15 protein-coding genes are annotated in these 13532 nt (G+C 69.4%); 4 read left to right on the top strand and 11 right to left on the bottom strand.

Features of this window, described 5'->3' with window-relative positions:
* Positions 1-96: 96 nt before the first annotated feature.
* Together ACIBTM_RS33505 and ACIBTM_RS33500 are read right to left on the bottom strand one after the other, a co-directional pair.
* A complete protein-coding gene (locus ACIBTM_RS33505; protein ID WP_016332795.1) occupies positions 97-582 on the bottom strand; it encodes a polyadenylate-specific 3'-exoribonuclease AS in 486 nt (161 codons plus the stop codon).
* A 20-nt stretch (positions 583-602) separates the two neighbouring features.
* Positions 603-1364, bottom strand: coding sequence for a 1-acyl-sn-glycerol-3-phosphate acyltransferase (locus tag ACIBTM_RS33500; protein ID WP_007033728.1), 762 nt, complete (start codon positions 1362-1364; stop codon positions 603-605).
* 214 nt (positions 1365-1578) lie between these two features.
* Between ACIBTM_RS33500 and ACIBTM_RS33495 the strand changes: the two genes are divergently transcribed.
* The 3 genes from ACIBTM_RS33495 to ACIBTM_RS33485 are packed head-to-tail and all read left to right on the top strand — an operon-like array spanning position 1579 to position 4000.
* Positions 1579-2349 carry an alpha/beta hydrolase gene (locus tag ACIBTM_RS33495; RefSeq protein ID WP_395881146.1) on the top strand — a complete coding sequence of 257 codons (771 nt, stop codon included), beginning with the start codon at positions 1579-1581 and terminating at the stop codon, positions 2347-2349.
* On the top strand, positions 2346-2837 hold the full coding sequence (locus tag ACIBTM_RS33490) for a hypothetical protein (RefSeq protein WP_395881145.1): 492 nt from the start codon (positions 2346-2348) through the stop codon (positions 2835-2837). Before ACIBTM_RS33495 ends, ACIBTM_RS33490 begins: the two co-directional genes overlap by 4 nt.
* Before the next feature lie 20 nt (positions 2838-2857).
* On the top strand, positions 2858-4000 hold the full coding sequence (locus ACIBTM_RS33485) for a glutamate--cysteine ligase (protein WP_395881144.1): 1143 nt from the start codon (positions 2858-2860) through the stop codon (positions 3998-4000).
* Here the strand turns inward: ACIBTM_RS33485 and ACIBTM_RS33480 are convergent.
* The 7 genes from ACIBTM_RS33480 to ACIBTM_RS33450 form a co-directional block, all read right to left on the bottom strand.
* Positions 3997-4860 (bottom strand): NUDIX domain-containing protein, encoded by an 864-nt coding sequence (locus ACIBTM_RS33480; RefSeq protein ID WP_395881143.1) that lies wholly within the window; start codon positions 4858-4860, stop codon positions 3997-3999. The genes ACIBTM_RS33485 and ACIBTM_RS33480 overlap by 4 nt on opposite strands.
* A gap of 4 nt (positions 4861-4864) precedes the next feature.
* Positions 4865-5824 carry an ROK family protein gene (locus ACIBTM_RS33475; RefSeq protein WP_395881302.1) on the bottom strand — a complete coding sequence of 320 codons (960 nt, stop codon included), beginning with the start codon at positions 5822-5824 and terminating at the stop codon, positions 4865-4867.
* Between the two features lie 16 nt (positions 5825-5840).
* Positions 5841-6260, bottom strand: a complete 420-nt coding sequence (locus tag ACIBTM_RS33470; protein ID WP_395881142.1) for a hypothetical protein — start codon at positions 6258-6260, stop codon at positions 5841-5843.
* Entirely contained in the window at positions 6257-7399 is a 1143-nt protein-coding gene (locus ACIBTM_RS33465; protein ID WP_395881141.1) for an ArsA family ATPase, read from the bottom strand. The genes ACIBTM_RS33470 and ACIBTM_RS33465 overlap by 4 nt, the downstream gene beginning before the upstream one ends.
* Before the next feature lie 14 nt (positions 7400-7413).
* Complete coding sequence (locus ACIBTM_RS33460) at positions 7414-7854, bottom strand: SRPBCC family protein (protein ID WP_125688204.1); 441 nt, start codon at positions 7852-7854, stop codon at positions 7414-7416.
* A 199-nt stretch (positions 7855-8053) separates the two neighbouring features.
* On the bottom strand, positions 8054-8842 hold the full coding sequence (locus tag ACIBTM_RS33455) for a metallophosphoesterase (protein ID WP_395881140.1): 789 nt from the start codon (positions 8840-8842) through the stop codon (positions 8054-8056).
* Between the two features lie 23 nt (positions 8843-8865).
* Positions 8866-9276, bottom strand: coding sequence for a polyketide cyclase / dehydrase and lipid transport (locus tag ACIBTM_RS33450; RefSeq protein WP_395881139.1), 411 nt, complete (start codon positions 9274-9276; stop codon positions 8866-8868).
* A 125-nt stretch (positions 9277-9401) separates the two neighbouring features.
* On the opposite strand from ACIBTM_RS33450, the gene ACIBTM_RS33445 reads away from it, so the two are divergent.
* The gene (locus ACIBTM_RS33445; protein WP_395881138.1) at positions 9402-11192 is read left to right on the top strand and encodes an AMP-dependent synthetase/ligase; all 1791 of its coding nucleotides are present in this window, start codon (positions 9402-9404) and stop codon (positions 11190-11192) included.
* Between the two features lie 82 nt (positions 11193-11274).
* Here the strand turns inward: ACIBTM_RS33445 and ACIBTM_RS33440 are convergent, their stop codons facing one another.
* On the bottom strand, positions 11275-12372 hold the full coding sequence (locus ACIBTM_RS33440) for an FAD-dependent oxidoreductase (RefSeq protein WP_395881137.1): 1098 nt from the start codon (positions 12370-12372) through the stop codon (positions 11275-11277).
* Between the two features lie 66 nt (positions 12373-12438).
* Positions 12439-13386: a ferritin-like domain-containing protein gene (locus ACIBTM_RS33435; RefSeq protein ID WP_395881136.1), complete on the bottom strand. Its 948-nt coding sequence runs from the start codon at positions 13384-13386 to the stop codon at positions 12439-12441.
* Positions 13387-13532 lie beyond the last annotated feature (146 nt).

Genomic DNA, 13532 nt, shown 5'->3' with positions numbered 1-13532 from the left:
CAGCGCGCGAGTGTCATGAAAGGGTCGTTCAGGACATAAAACGTCCTGAACGACCCTTTCATGACATCCGAAGGCCACCAGCGCCCGAGAGGCGGCTTACCGGTGCCAGTAGGACTCGATGATCTGCCACCGCTGGTAGTTGTGCCGCGCGTCCGCCAGCGCGTCGTGCTGGTCGTCCGGGGCCGACGGCAGCTTCGGCTTGCCCGCGTCCTCCCAGCGTTGCCGCAGGTCACGGGTGAAGCGCGGCAGCTGGCGCGGCAGCGCGGGCATCGGCCCCCACAGCTGCGCCAGCGCGACGTGGTCGTAGGCGGCGAACCAGGCCCACAGTTCGATCCCGCCGGGCGGTTTGCCGAAGAACTCGAGCAGATCCGTGCGGATCTTCTCGCGGCTGCGCCACGCCGGGTCGGCAGGCGACGGGAGTTTCGGGAGCACGTTGTCGCGGACCCAGGGGCCGGCCTTGCCGGGGTCGAAATCGGTCGAGACCGCGTAGAACTCGCGGCCTCTTTCGTCCACGACACCGATCGACACCAGATCGATGGTCACGCCGTCCTCAATGAATTCGGTGTCGTAGAAAAAGCGCACCGGAGAACCCTAGTGGGGCCTCAGCCGACCTTGGTGTCCGGGATACGGGCGACGTCCTGGGCGGAGGGCTGCGCGGGCACCTTGGGGCGGAGTCCCGCCTCCTCGGCGGCGAGCAGTTCCTTCGCCTTGGCGGCGTAGATGTCGACGTACTCCTGGCCGGAGAGCTCCATGAGCGCGTACATGATCTCGTCGGTGATGGACCGCTCGATGAAGCGGTCGCCGGCGAGGCCTTCGTAGCGCGAGAAGTCGAGCGGCTTGCCGAAGCGGATCTCGAGGCGGCGCGGCCACCACATCTTCGAGCCGATCGGGTTGACCTTGTCGGTGCCGATCATGGCCACCGGGACCACGACGCCGCCGGATTCGAGCGCGATCCGCGCGACGCCGGTCTTGCCCTTGTACAGACGGCCGTCCGGGGACCGGGTGCCTTCGGGGTAGATGCCGAGGAGGTGTCCTTCACGGACCAGCCGGGTCGCGGTGTCGAGCGCGGCCTGCGCGGCGTTGCCGCCGGAGCGGTCGATCGGGAACTGGCCGACGCCGGTGAAGAACCACTTCTTCAGCAGACCCTTGAAGCCCTTCTCGGTGAAGTACTCCGATTTGGCCGGGAAGGTCACCTTGCGCTTGACGCGCAGCGGCATGAAGAAGGAGTCGGCCACCGCGAGGTGGTTGCCCGCCAGGATCGCGCCACCGTCGTCGGGGATGTTCTCCGCACCGACGACTTTGGTGGGCCACAGCGCCTTGAGCAGTGGCCCGATAAACACGTGTTTCATGAGCCAGTACAGCACTGCGAAAACTCCTCCTAGCAGCTCAACCCCTGTGCCCGATGGTCAAGACTACGAATCGCGCATCCCCGGCACAACGAAGTCCACCCGGTTACCCGTACCCAGCGACGGATCTCACATCGGATCCGGCCCGATTCCGGCAGTGGCCGGGGCCCCACAAGCCGCTCCGGTCGTGCGAACATAGTAGACCTACCCAGCTCTCACGGAAGGCGATCGCATGGCCGTCCTCGCCGGCGCGGAACCGTTCGCTCACACCGGTTCGACCGAAGCAGGGTTCCTGCTGTGCCACGGATTCACCGGCACTCCCGCGAGTATGCGGCCGTGGGGCGACCATCTGGCCGAAGCCGGTTACACGGTGCGCTGCCCGCTGCTCCCCGGCCACGGGACCCGGTGGCAGGACATGAACCGGACAGGCTGGGAGGACTGGTACGGCGCGGTCCGCGAAGAGCTGCTGGCGCTCTTCTCGACCTGCGAGACGGTGTTCGTCGCCGGGATGTCGATGGGCGGGACGCTGACGCTGCGGCTGGCCGAGGAGTTCGGCGACCGGATCGACGGCATCGTGCTGGTGAACCCGTCGGTCCTGACCCTGCGCTGGGACGCCAAGCTGCTGCCCGTCCTGTCGAGGATCCTGCCCTCGGTTCCGGGCGTGGCCAACGACATCGCGAAGCCGGGCGAGACCGAGCTGGCCTACTCGCGGACGCCCGTGCGCGCCGCGGCGAGCCTGGCGAAGCTGTGGAAACTCACCCGCGCGGATCTGCGCAAGGTGACCCAGCCGGTGCTCCTGCTCCACTCGGCCGTCGACCACATCGTGGAGCCGGTCAACTCCCGGGTGATCCTGGACGGGATCGGCAGCGACGACGTGACCGAGGTGGTGCTGGAGAACAGCTTCCACGTCGCCACCCAAGACCACGACGCAGGCCTGATCTTCACGCGTACGGTGGACTTCGCCCGGTCCGTGCGCCGGGCGGGACAGGTGGACGCCGGATGAGCAGAGGCAAGGACGGGCCGGAGGACGTCGACGCGACGTTCGCCGAGATCGTGGCCGACCTCCGCGCGGAGGGTGTCGGCCTGTTCCCGGAAGACGACCTGGAGAAGACGGCCGAGAAGCCCGCCGAGAAGGCACCCCGGCCCGAGCCGTCGGACGCCGAACCCGAACCGGGCTGGCGCGGCGGCGGCACCAGCTGGGACAAGACCCTCTTCGAGGACGACCCCGCCGGGTCGAGCGACGACGAGGGCCACTTCGTGCCGCCCGAGCCGCCTCCCCTGCCGCGTCCGCGCAAGGGCGCGTTCATCGTCCTGCTGTTCTTCCTGCTCGGCCTGCTGCTCCTGATCGCGCCCACCCTGATCGGCATGGGCACCCGGCTCGGCACCCCGCTCGGGATCCTCGCCCTCGCGACCGCGATCGCCCTGCTCCTGCTGCGGGTCCGCCAGGGGCCGCCGCCCGGCGCGGATCCGAACAACGGCGCCCAGGTCTGAGCTACCGGACAATTCGGCAGATGAAGATCGACTTCACTCCCTCGCGCCGGTCGACGGTCGGCGCGGAATGGGAACTCGCCCTCGTCGACCGGCGGACCGGTGAGCTCTCGTCGGTCGCGGAACAGGTGCTCGACGCCGTCCGTCCCGACGGTGAGGAGGAGCATCCGAAGATCAAACAGGAACTGCTGCTCAACACCATCGAGGTGATCAGCGGGATCTGCGACACGATCGCCGAGGTCAAGGCCGATCTGAACACCTCGCTCGACCTGGTGCATTCGGTGCTGGACCCGCTGGGCGTCGAGCTGTTCTCCGCCGGGTCGCATCCGTTCTCGACGTGGTACCAGCAGAAGGTCACCGACAAGGAGCGCTACGCCAAGCTCATCGACCGGACCCAGTGGTGGGGACGGCAGATGCTGATCTACGGCGTCCATGTGCACGTCGGCGTCGACCACCGGGACAAGGTCCTGCCGATCCTCGACGCCCTGCTCAAATACGCGCCGCATCTGCAAGCGCTTTCGGCGTCTTCGCCGTACTGGGGAGCGGAGGACACCGGGTACGCGTCGAACCGGGCCTTGATGTTCCAGCAGCTGCCGACGGCCGGGCTGCCGTTCCAGTTCCGGAAGTGGACCGAACTGGAGAGCTACGTCGACGACATGTTCACCACGGGCGTGATCGACCACTTCTCCGAGATCCGATGGGACATCCGGCCCGCCCCGCATTTCGGGACGATCGAGATGCGGGTGTGCGACGGGCTCCCGACGCTGGAGGAGGTCGGCGCGATCTCCGCGCTGACCCAATGCCTGGTCGACGACTTCAGCGCGCGCCTCGACGACGGCGAGATCCTGCCGATGCTGCCACCGTGGCATGTCCAGGAGAACAAGTGGCGCGCGGCGCGGTACGGCGTCGACGCGATCGTCATCCTCGACGCGGCGGGCAACGAGCGGCTCGTCACCGACGACACCTACGACCTGCTGGACCGGCTCGAACCGGTGGCCCGGCGCCTCGACTGCGTCGACGAACTGCGGTCGGTGGAGACCATCCTGGCCTACGGGCCCAGCTACCTGCGTCAGCGCGCGGTGGCGAAGCAGTACAACGGCAGCCTTCGCGCGGTCGTCGCTTCGCTCATCTCGGAGATGCGGAACGGGAAGATCGCTCGCCCTTAGCCGAGGTGTCCCAGAAGAGTGCCCGGGCCGAAGGTCGAAGCCCCCAAGGCCTCGACACGGGAACGCAGCTCTCGATCGGCGGTCACCACGACGACGTGGTCGTCCGGGCCCGCGGCACGGGCTTCACGCGCGACGGCGACGATCTTGTCGTCACCTTCGCCCTCCGCCTCGACGACCTCGACGCCCGGCACCGGCTCGACTCCCCGTGCCTTGCCCTCGACGACCAGCACGACCTTCGGCCACCACGACCATCCGCCGCCCCCGGGCAGCGCCGGGTCGGCGAGCCCGGTCTCGGACAAGGTCGCGAGCTTGTCCCGCAACCGTTCCGCGGCGCCGCGCCGGTCTCGCCACCAGCCGTCCGGCCGCGATCCGACGACGTTCGCGCCGTCGACCACCAGTACCAGCCCGCGATCCAAGTGTTCCCTCAATCCCGGCCACGCCGCCGCGAAGTCGCGATGCAGCCGGAAGCCCGCCACCTCGCCCGCGCGTACCCATCGCAGTTCCGCGCTCTCCGCGCTCTTCACCCTGGCCGAAAGCGGGCCGATCGGCGCGGCCAGGACCGTGGTGTAACGCCAGTTCCCGTGGTCGACGTGCGACGCGGCCAGCGGACGGACCCGGGCGGGCGGGATGTCGGCCTCCTCGTGCGCCTCACGGGTGGCGGCCTGACGCGGGCTCTCCCCCGCCTCGACGGCACCCCCTGGCAGCGCCCAGGTGCGTCCATGGTGGACCCACCAGGCCCGCCGCTGCAGCAGGACACCGCGTACGGGATCGGACAGCAGCAACCCCGCCGCGCCGTTCAAACCCCAGTGAAGATGCCCGAAGTCGCACTTCACGAAGCCGTTGCCGTCTTGCCGGGTCACGGCTTCAGCGTGTCACACCGATCTCGGCACCGGGAGCCTTCGCCGCGTCGACGGCGAGCGCGGCGGCGCCCACGATCGCCGAATCGTCGCCCTGGTGCGCGGCCCTGATCCGCGCCAGCGGACGGTGCCCGGCGCCGGTGATCTTGCCCGCGTAGTGTTCGCGGGCCTCGTCGAGGAACAGCGGAGCCGATTCGGACACGCCGCCGCCGATCACGATGAGCTCGGGGTCGAAGACGTCGGCGACCAGCGCCAGCCCCTCGGCCAGCCACTTCGCCAGCTCGGTCATCGCACGCTGGGCGATCGGGTCGCCGTCGCGGGCGGCCCCGGCGACCCGGCGGCCGGTGACCGAGCCGGGATCTCCCCTGGTCTCCCGCGCCAGCACGGTCGACCGGCCGGGATGCCGCGCGAGGAGTTCCACCGCCGTCGCCGCCAGCGCCGTCCCGCTGCAGTACCGCTCCCAGCAGCCGTACTTCCCGCATGGGCAGGGCCTGCCGCCGGGGACGACGGTCAGATGCCCGAGTTCCGGCGCGACGCCGTACGCGCCCCGGTAGATCTCGCCGTCGAGCAGGAGTCCCGCGCCGATCCCGGTACCGAGGGCGATCAGCGCGGCGACATGAGCGCCGCGGGCGGCCCCGAAGCGGTATTCGCCGACCGCGGCGGCGTTCACGTCGTGTTCCAGGGTCACCGGCAGGCCGACCCGCTTTTCGATGCGCTCGGCCACGGGCGCGGCACGCCAGGACAGATGCGGCGCGAACATCACCGTCCGCCGGTCCTTCGCGACGAACCCGGCGACCGCGAGCCCGACGCCCGACACGTCGTGCCGGTTGCGGAGGTCTTCGACGACCCCGGAGATGGCGTCTTCGAGCGCGTCCTCCCCGCTGGGTGTCCCGACCCTGGCCGTGTCCATCAGCGAGCCGTGCTCGTCCACCACGCCGGCACGCACGCTCGTGCCCCCGACGTCCACGCCTACCGTCAGCAACTCACTTCTCCCGGTCCGGCTGCCAAGCGTCGCGCCTGGTCACCGTGATGTGCTGGACCCGCGAAGCTCCCATCGGGACATCTTCGGCCGCGGGCTCCTTCCGCGCAGGCTGGAACCCCGGCATGTGCACGCCGGCCTCGGGTTCCCAGCGGTCGGCGAGCACCGCCCGCAGCAACGCGACGAGCTGGGCGGCCTGCTCCATCAGGCGTGCCACGAACTCGGGCCGTTCCCCTCGGAAGACCCCGACGATCGCGCAAAGCGGGCACCAACCGTCGGCATCGTGGTCGGTGCAGCCGTGCCCGGCGGAGATCAGGCCCTCCAGCCACGGTGCGGCGTGCTCGACGACCAATTCGACCAGGAGGCGGATCTCTTCGGCCAGTTCGAGCGGCTTCGATCCGGTGTACTCGTTGTTCTCGCTCACCCGGGTCCCCGGTTCCCGGCCAGGCTCACGACCAGGCCGTGCGCGTCGGATTCCGCACCGGTGATCCGGCACGGGCGCAACATCTCCGGCAGCGCGATCAGCCGCCGGAAACCGTCGACGGTGACGGCGAGATCATCGTCCACTCTGGCCAGGTCCACTTCGGAATCGCGATGCAACGGCACCGCGATACGCAGCTCGTAGCCGCCGTCCGATTCGGACACCTGCAGCAGCGGGGTGACACCTTTTTCGTTTCCTGCCAAGGGATCCAGCCCTTGATAGAGTTCGTACGCGATTTCCTGCAACGCCTCGATCCCCACCGGCTCGACGGCTCGATGCTCGACGGGTTTCACCTGTCCCGGCCCGAAACCCGCCTCGGCGAGTTCGGCGAGGACGGCGTTCTGCTGGGTGCGCCGGGTCCGCATCCACGTGGCCGCGGCGCCGCGCCAGAACCCCGGCGCGGGCATGAGCCGGTTGACGATCAGCCCGTCGACGCCGATTCCGCGCAGGGCAAGGGAACTGAGGGTGCGACGGGCTTCGGCGACGACGACGCGTTCCGGCGTCAGCACGAGCCGCACGGTGGTGGTGGCCGGATCGGTCAGCAGCGTGCGCAGCGACTCCAGATGCGCGCCGAGCCGCCGCACCGCGGACGCCGTCCGCCGCGCGCCGGGTTTGAACATCCTCGACAGGTAACCCGAGACGGCTTCGGGCAAGGCCAGCAGGCGCAGGGTTTCCGCGGTCGGCCCGCAGTCCACGACGACCGTCTCCCAGGGACCGTGCTCGGCGAGGCGCTGGACCTCGGTGAGGGCGAGGAGTTCGTCGACGCCGGGCACCACGGTGAGTTCTTCGGCGTCGAGCGAGTCGAGGCCCACTCCCGCGAGCGCCGCCTGCAGTTCCCGCCGGAGTTCGCGCCAGGTGCTGTCGACGAGGCCTCGGGTGTCGATCTGGGCGGCGTGGAGCAGCGTGTCCACTTCGGACGGTTCGCCGCCGAGCCGTCGGCCGAAGGCGTCACCGAGGGAATGCGCCGGGTCGGTCGAGACCACGAGCGTCTTCCTGCCCCGCCCGGCCAGTGCCGCCGCCGTCGCCGCGGCCAGCGTGGTCTTGCCGACACCCCCCTTGCCGGTGAACAGCAGGATCCGCATGCCTACCCTTCGACTCAGGATGCTTCAGCGCGCTTCTTGAGCTCCTTGAGCGCGGTGTCCATGACCATCTTCTCGGCCTTGCGGCGCAGCAGCCCGATCATCGGCAGCGCCAGCTCGACGGACAGCGTATACGTCACCTTGGTGCGTCCGGCGCCCAGCGCTTCGAGGGCGTAGCGGCCGTTCTGGGCCTTCTGCATCTGCCCCTTGACCAGGTGCCAGCTGACTCCGTGGCCGTCGGCGTCCCAGTCGTATTCGAGGGTGTAGACGTCCTTGATGGGCCCGGCGTCGAGGGTGAGTTTCACCTGCTTGGCGCGACCGTCGGCGTCCTCGCCGAGCACCTCGGTCTCCCGGACGGCCTTGGCCCATTCCGGGTACGCGGGAAAGTCGGCGATGACGGCCATGACCCGCTCGGGCTCGGCGTCGACCTCGATGGATTGCGTGGACTGCTCGGCCATGGAGTGAAGCCTAGAGCGTGTCGTGCGGTTCCCGGGCGGGCGGGTGACCACACGCGCGCGTTTTCTTTTCGCCGAAGGCCCGGATTCGAGGAGGCGGGCCGCCGATCGGCGTAAGGCGAGCATCGTGCCGGAGCCTCGGCCCGGCTGCTCGAATCCGGCAGCGCGCGCCCGACGAACAGGCTCTAGCCGGGACCGACCGTCACCAGCGAAGCACGTACGGCTGTGCGGTCTCTTTGAAGTGACCGACGTTACGGCATTCGGTCCTGCCGAGCCTCGTCCGCGGGATCAGCGGCTGGTGGACGTGCCCGAAGACCGACCAGCGCGGCTGCTGCTCGCGGATGAGGTCCACCAGCGCCGCCGAGCCGATCTCGGACCGCCGCGCGATCACGTCGTAGGTCAGCTCCGAGACGGCGGGCGGGATGTGGGTGCACAGGACGTCGACCTTCTCCAGCCCGGCGACCGCGGCGTCGTACTCCTCGCGGGTGCGCAGGTACGGCCGCCAGAAGCCATTGCGGCGCGGGACCACGTTCGGCGGGAGCAGCGCGCCGCCGATGAACCCGAACCGCAGGCCGCCGAACTCGGCGACCTCGCCGTCGAGGACGGTGATGCCGTCGCCGGCGAACTCGGGCCACAGCGAGGGGTCGTCGACGTTGCCGGGGGTCGCGAACGTCGGCGCGGTCAGCGCGCCGAACAGGACGCCGTACTGGTCGTGGATCGCCTCGCCGACGGCGGCGGCGGGATCGGCCAAAGTGGCCCACAACGATCGCGAGAAGGCAACGGTCTCATCACGAGTGCCCTCACGCCGCAGCCGCGCGAACTCGCCGACCTTCTCGGCGCCGAACAGCGCGCCCATGATGCCCTTGTCGTGCTCGCGGTAGTCGACGAAGTCCAGCAGGTCGCCCAGGACGATCAGCGCGTCGGCGCCGTCACCCGCGCGTTTGAGCGCGTCGGCGTTGCCGTGCACGTCCGACACCACGTGAACCCGCATGTTCTCCCCTGTGCTCCCCGTACCTACTCGCCCCGGGGACCGACCCCGGGCTCCCGCCCGTCCTCCAGGACCTCTTTGAGCCCGAGCGCGATCGCCTTGGCGGCACGGGCGCGGCGGTCGAACTCGCGGCGCAGCTCCCGCGGCGCCAGGCCGACCGGCTCCCCGTCGGGACCGGCGGGGGTGGCGCGCAGGAAGTAGTGCAGCAAGGTGCCGTCGAGCACCGGCTCGAGCCAGACCTCCATGGTACCGATCAAGGCACCGCGCACGGTCCAGCGCAATCCCTGTTCCCCGCGGTCGGTGTAGACCTCCAGGACGAGGTCCGGCCAGTAACGTGACCAAGATCGCGGATCGGCGAAAGCGGCGGCCACGGTGGAGGGCGGGACCACGAGGAAGGTCTCGTCGACGATGTCGAGAGCTGGCGGCGCCTGGTTCACAGCGGCAGAATGTCATGCCCTGGGTATGGCCGATTCGTCAGCATGGTCTTAAGGTGCACGGCACGCTAAGTTGACTGGCGGGTAACACCGGTCACACCACTTGCACGCGAACACGGAGGTTCCTCGTGCGCGAATACAGCGCCCCCGCCGCCAATCCGGTGACCGACGACGAGAATCTCGCCGACGTCGTCTGGGCGAACGCCGAGCGGTTCTCCGATGTCGTGAGTTTCCGCCGCCAGGTCGACGGTACCTGGTTGGACGTCACCGCCAAAGACTTCGCCGCCCAGGTTCTGGCCGTGGCCAAGGGAATGGCCCAGGCGGGCATCGCACCGGGCGACCGGGTCGGGCTCATGTCCAAGACCCGCTACGAATGGACCCTGATCGACTTCGCGATCTGGGCCGCCGGCGCGGTCACCGTCCCGATCTACGACACCTCGTCGGCCGAGCAGGTCCACTGGATCCTCTCGGACTCGGCCGCGAAGGCCGTGTTCGTCGAGACCGACGAACACCTCGCGACGCTGGAGTCCGTGAAGGGCCGCCTCGACGGGCTCGAGCACACCTGGCAGATCGAGGCTGGCGCCGTCGACCAGCTCACCGAGCAGGGCGCCGAGCTGAGCGACGACGACCTGCACGAGCGCCGCCGCACGGTGAAGGCCGGCGACCTGGCCACGATCGTGTACACCTCGGGCACGACCGGCCGCCCCAAGGGCGTCGAGCTGACCCACCGGAACCTCCTCGCCGAGATCCGCGCCGACATCGCCGCGTTCCCGCAGCTGATGGAGCAGGGCAACTCGCTGCTGGTGTTCCTGCCGCTCGCGCACGTCCTCGCCCGCGCCATCGCGGTGACCGCGCTCAGCGCGCGGGTGACCCTCGGGCACACCTCGGACGTCAAGAACCTCGTCGCCGACCTCGGCACCTTCCGGCCGACGTTCGTCGTCGCGGTGCCGCGGGTGTTCGAGAAGGTCTACAACGGCGCGAAGCAGAAGGCGCACGGCGACGGCAAGGGCAAGATCTTCGACGCCGCCGAAGCCACCGCGGTCGCGTACAGCCAGGCCCAGGACACCGGCGGTGCCGGGCTGGGGCTCAAGGTCAAGCACGCGCTGTTCGACAAGCTGGTCTTCAGCAAGCTCCGCGCGGCCCTCGGCGGCCGGTGCGTCGCCGCGGTGTCCGGCGGTGCCCCGCTCGGCGTGCGGCTGGCGCATTTCTTCCGCGGCATCGGCGTCCCGGTGTTCGAGGGCTACGGCCTGACCGAGACCTCCGCGGCGGCCTGCGTCGGCACGCAGGACGGGTTCCGCGTCGGCACCGTGGGCCGCCCGGTCGCCGGCACGTCGGTCCGGATCGCCGAAGACGGCGAGATCCTGTTGAAGGGCGACGTCGTGTTCGGCGGCTACTTCAACAACGCCCAGGCGACCGCCGAAGCGCTGGAGGACGGCTGGTTCCACACCGGCGACCTCGGCGAACTGGACAACGACGGCTTCCTCAAGATCACCGGGCGCAAGAAGGAGATCATCGTCACCGCGGGCGGCAAGAACGTCGCCCCGTCCGGGCTCGAGGACACCATCAAGGCCAGCCCGCTGGTCAGCCAGGCGATGGTCGTCGGCGACCAGCGGCCGTTCATCGGCGCGCTGATCACCATCGACGAGGAGTACTTCCCCTCGTGGAAGTCGCAGCACGGCAAGCCTTCCGACGCCTCGGTGTCCGATCTGGCCGACGACGCCGAACTGCGCGCCGAGATCCAGACGGCCGTGGACCAGGCCAACAGCGCGGTGTCGCAGGCCGAGGCGATCAAGAAGTTCACGATCCTCTCGAAGGACTTCACCGAGGCGGGCGGGGAGATCACGCCGAGCCTGAAGCTGAAGCGCAACATCGTGAACAAGAACTACGCGACCGACATCGAGGCCCTGTACAAGAAGTAGCCTTTCGCGCGTGAAGGCCCCCTTCCCTCGGCTGAGCCGAGGGAAGGGGGCCTTCACGCGCTTGGCGCTCGCAGTCAGTCGGCTAAACGCGAATGGTCTCGTCCCACTCGATGTGGTGCCGATAAAGCCAGTTCCGGTCCCGATCGGTAATCGTGCCCGAAGACACCGCCGCGCTGCTGGCCACCAGCTCCTCCACCCGCGCCCGCCGCAGCCGCTCGTAGGCCGCGAAAGCCGTTGGCGCGTCAGGAAGATCCCGCAAGCACTGGGCCAGCACGACACTGTCCTCCAGCGCCATCGACGCACCCTGCCCGGCGGCGGGCGACGCCGCGTGCGCCGCGTCGCCGACGAGCACCATCGTCGAGTTGAACCACACCGGTGTCGAGGGCACGTCGTAGGAATGTCCGCCGAAGACGTCGTCTCCGGTGGACTGGATGATTTCCGCGGCGGGCAACGGTTCCCCGTCGAAGGCGGCGAAAGCGGCCGAGCGCCATTCGGCCGGAGTCAGGCCGGAGCGCACTCCCTCGGCCGTGGGGAGCCGCGCGAACCAGTACGTCGAGCCGTCGGGCGTGCTCGTGTAGCCGAAGAAGGCGTGCAGGCTCTGGATCATCCGATAGAGGGAAGGCGCCTGCGGGATGCTCGTGTCGGTCGTGTAGCCGTAGACGACGTCGAGCCCCGTCGAACGCGGCGGCGGGCAGTCCGGGTCGATGATCGTCCGGACGACCGACCGCAGGCCGTCGGCGCCGATGAGGATGTCGCCCTCGGCCACGGAACCGTCCTCGAACCTGGCGATCCCCGGCGAGGCGGAAACCAGCCGCTTCCCGCGTTCGAAGGTGATCCCGCGTGAGATCACCTCCTCCTGCAGCGCGTGGTAAAGCGACGCTCGCGTCATCGTGCGCGGCCCGGCGAGACCGTCGATGTCGAAGGAACGTCGTTCGACGGTCCGCCCGTCCGGCGTCACGAGTTCCAAGCCCGACGCGCCGAAGGAGTTGTCGATCACCGGTGCCTCGGCGCCGATCGCGCGCAGGGCGTCCATGCCGTTGTGCATGATCGTCAGGAACGCGCCCGCGTCCTCGCCGCCGGACGAGTACGCCTCGTGGACGCTCGCCTCGATCCCGGCCCGTCGCAACGCCATCGCGGTCACCGTGCCGGAGATGCCGCCGCCGATGATCACTGCCTTCACCGCGAACCCCCTCCTCGTGTCGCCGACCCCCGACGGTACCGGGAAACGGCGACACGAGAGGGGGGATCACGCGCCGCCGCTGGCGACGATGTCGCCGTTGACGCCCTTGGGGAAGAATCCGCCCTCCTTCACCGCGCCCGGGTTCAGGTAGACGACGTTCAGCACCCGGTCGGCGCCGCGGCCGAAGCAGATGCCGTTGTGGTCGGTCGGCACGATGTTGGCCTGGTTGCCGAGCAGGACACCCTGGTCGTCGTCGCCGGGACCGTCGAGGGCGTCGCGCGCGTTGGAGATCTTGGCGGCCGCGTCGCCGAGTTCCCGGTCGAACAGCGCGGTCCGGATGGTGGCGGCGTGGTAGGCCTCGGCGGCCAGGATGCCGGCGGCCGCGTCGAGGAACGTCTTGTTGGTGATCAGCGGGGCGGCGCCCTTGTAGGCCGTCACGCCGACGTCCTCGAACAGGAACGCCGCGAGCAGGAAGTTCTTCTCGTTGGCGAACGGGTCGAACTGCTGGTACCCGCTGATCAGCCCGGCCGCCTTGGCCGCGGCGGTGAAGCTGTCCTTGAGGTCGATCTCGGGCCGCGACACCGCGGCCTCGCCCAAGGCGCCGCGCAGGAATTTGACGTGTGCGACCTCGTCGCCCGCGATCTCCTTCGCGAACTGGTGCAGCGCCTTGTCGTGGAACATCACCTTCTTGCCGCCGGCGACGCCGCCCTGGGTCCCGGCACCACCGGTGAGGTCGTCCGGCAGCCCGCGGCCATGGACGGCGAAGGAGTAGAACTCGGCTTCGAGGTACTCCAGGTTGAGCGCGAAGTTGAGGACGGCCGCGTCGCTGGGAGCACCCTCGGCGGCAGCGGCGTCACCCGTGGCCGAAGCGGACGAAGTGGCCTGAACGCCGAGGTAGGTCGCGCCGACGACACCGAGCCCCGCCGCGCCTGCGGCCTTCAGGAACCGGCGGCGATCCGTGCGGTTCTCCGCGCTGCGGGAGATCAGGGTACGAACGAAGGGCTTTCCGAACACGAGTGGTTCCTCTCGTCTTTGCGGTGCACACCCACCCACTCGGACGTTCGGAACCACTCGCGGCCCGGATTGGAGAAGATCTCGAACTTGTTTCTCACGACCCACTCGACCTGCGCGATACCCCGGCGATCGTGTCGCGAAAGCCA

Source organism: Amycolatopsis sp. NPDC049868 (assembly GCF_044461365.1).
GTDB lineage: Bacteria > Actinomycetota > Actinomycetes > Mycobacteriales > Pseudonocardiaceae > Amycolatopsis.
The sequence above is the reverse complement of the archived record's forward strand: the minus strand, read 5'-3'. Positions and strand labels throughout refer to the sequence as shown.

What these genes read in the sequence shown, in the direction of transcription:
- ACIBTM_RS33465 (WP_395881141.1), bottom strand. Translation starts at nt 7,399, where the DNA reads ATGCGGATCCTGCTGTTCACCGGCAAGGGGGGTGTCGGCAAGACCACG.
- ACIBTM_RS33485 (WP_395881144.1), top strand. Translation starts at nt 2,858, where the DNA reads ATGAAGATCGACTTCACTCCCTCGCGCCGGTCGACGGTCGGCGCGGAA.
- ACIBTM_RS33455 (WP_395881140.1), bottom strand. Translation starts at nt 8,842, where the DNA reads ATGCGGGTTCACGTGGTGTCGGACGTGCACGGCAACGCCGACGCGCTC.
- ACIBTM_RS33495 (WP_395881146.1), top strand. Translation starts at nt 1,579, where the DNA reads ATGGCCGTCCTCGCCGGCGCGGAACCGTTCGCTCACACCGGTTCGACC.
- ACIBTM_RS33460 (WP_125688204.1), bottom strand. Translation starts at nt 7,854, where the DNA reads ATGGCCGAGCAGTCCACGCAATCCATCGAGGTCGACGCCGAGCCCGAG.
- ACIBTM_RS33490 (WP_395881145.1), top strand. Translation starts at nt 2,346, where the DNA reads ATGAGCAGAGGCAAGGACGGGCCGGAGGACGTCGACGCGACGTTCGCC.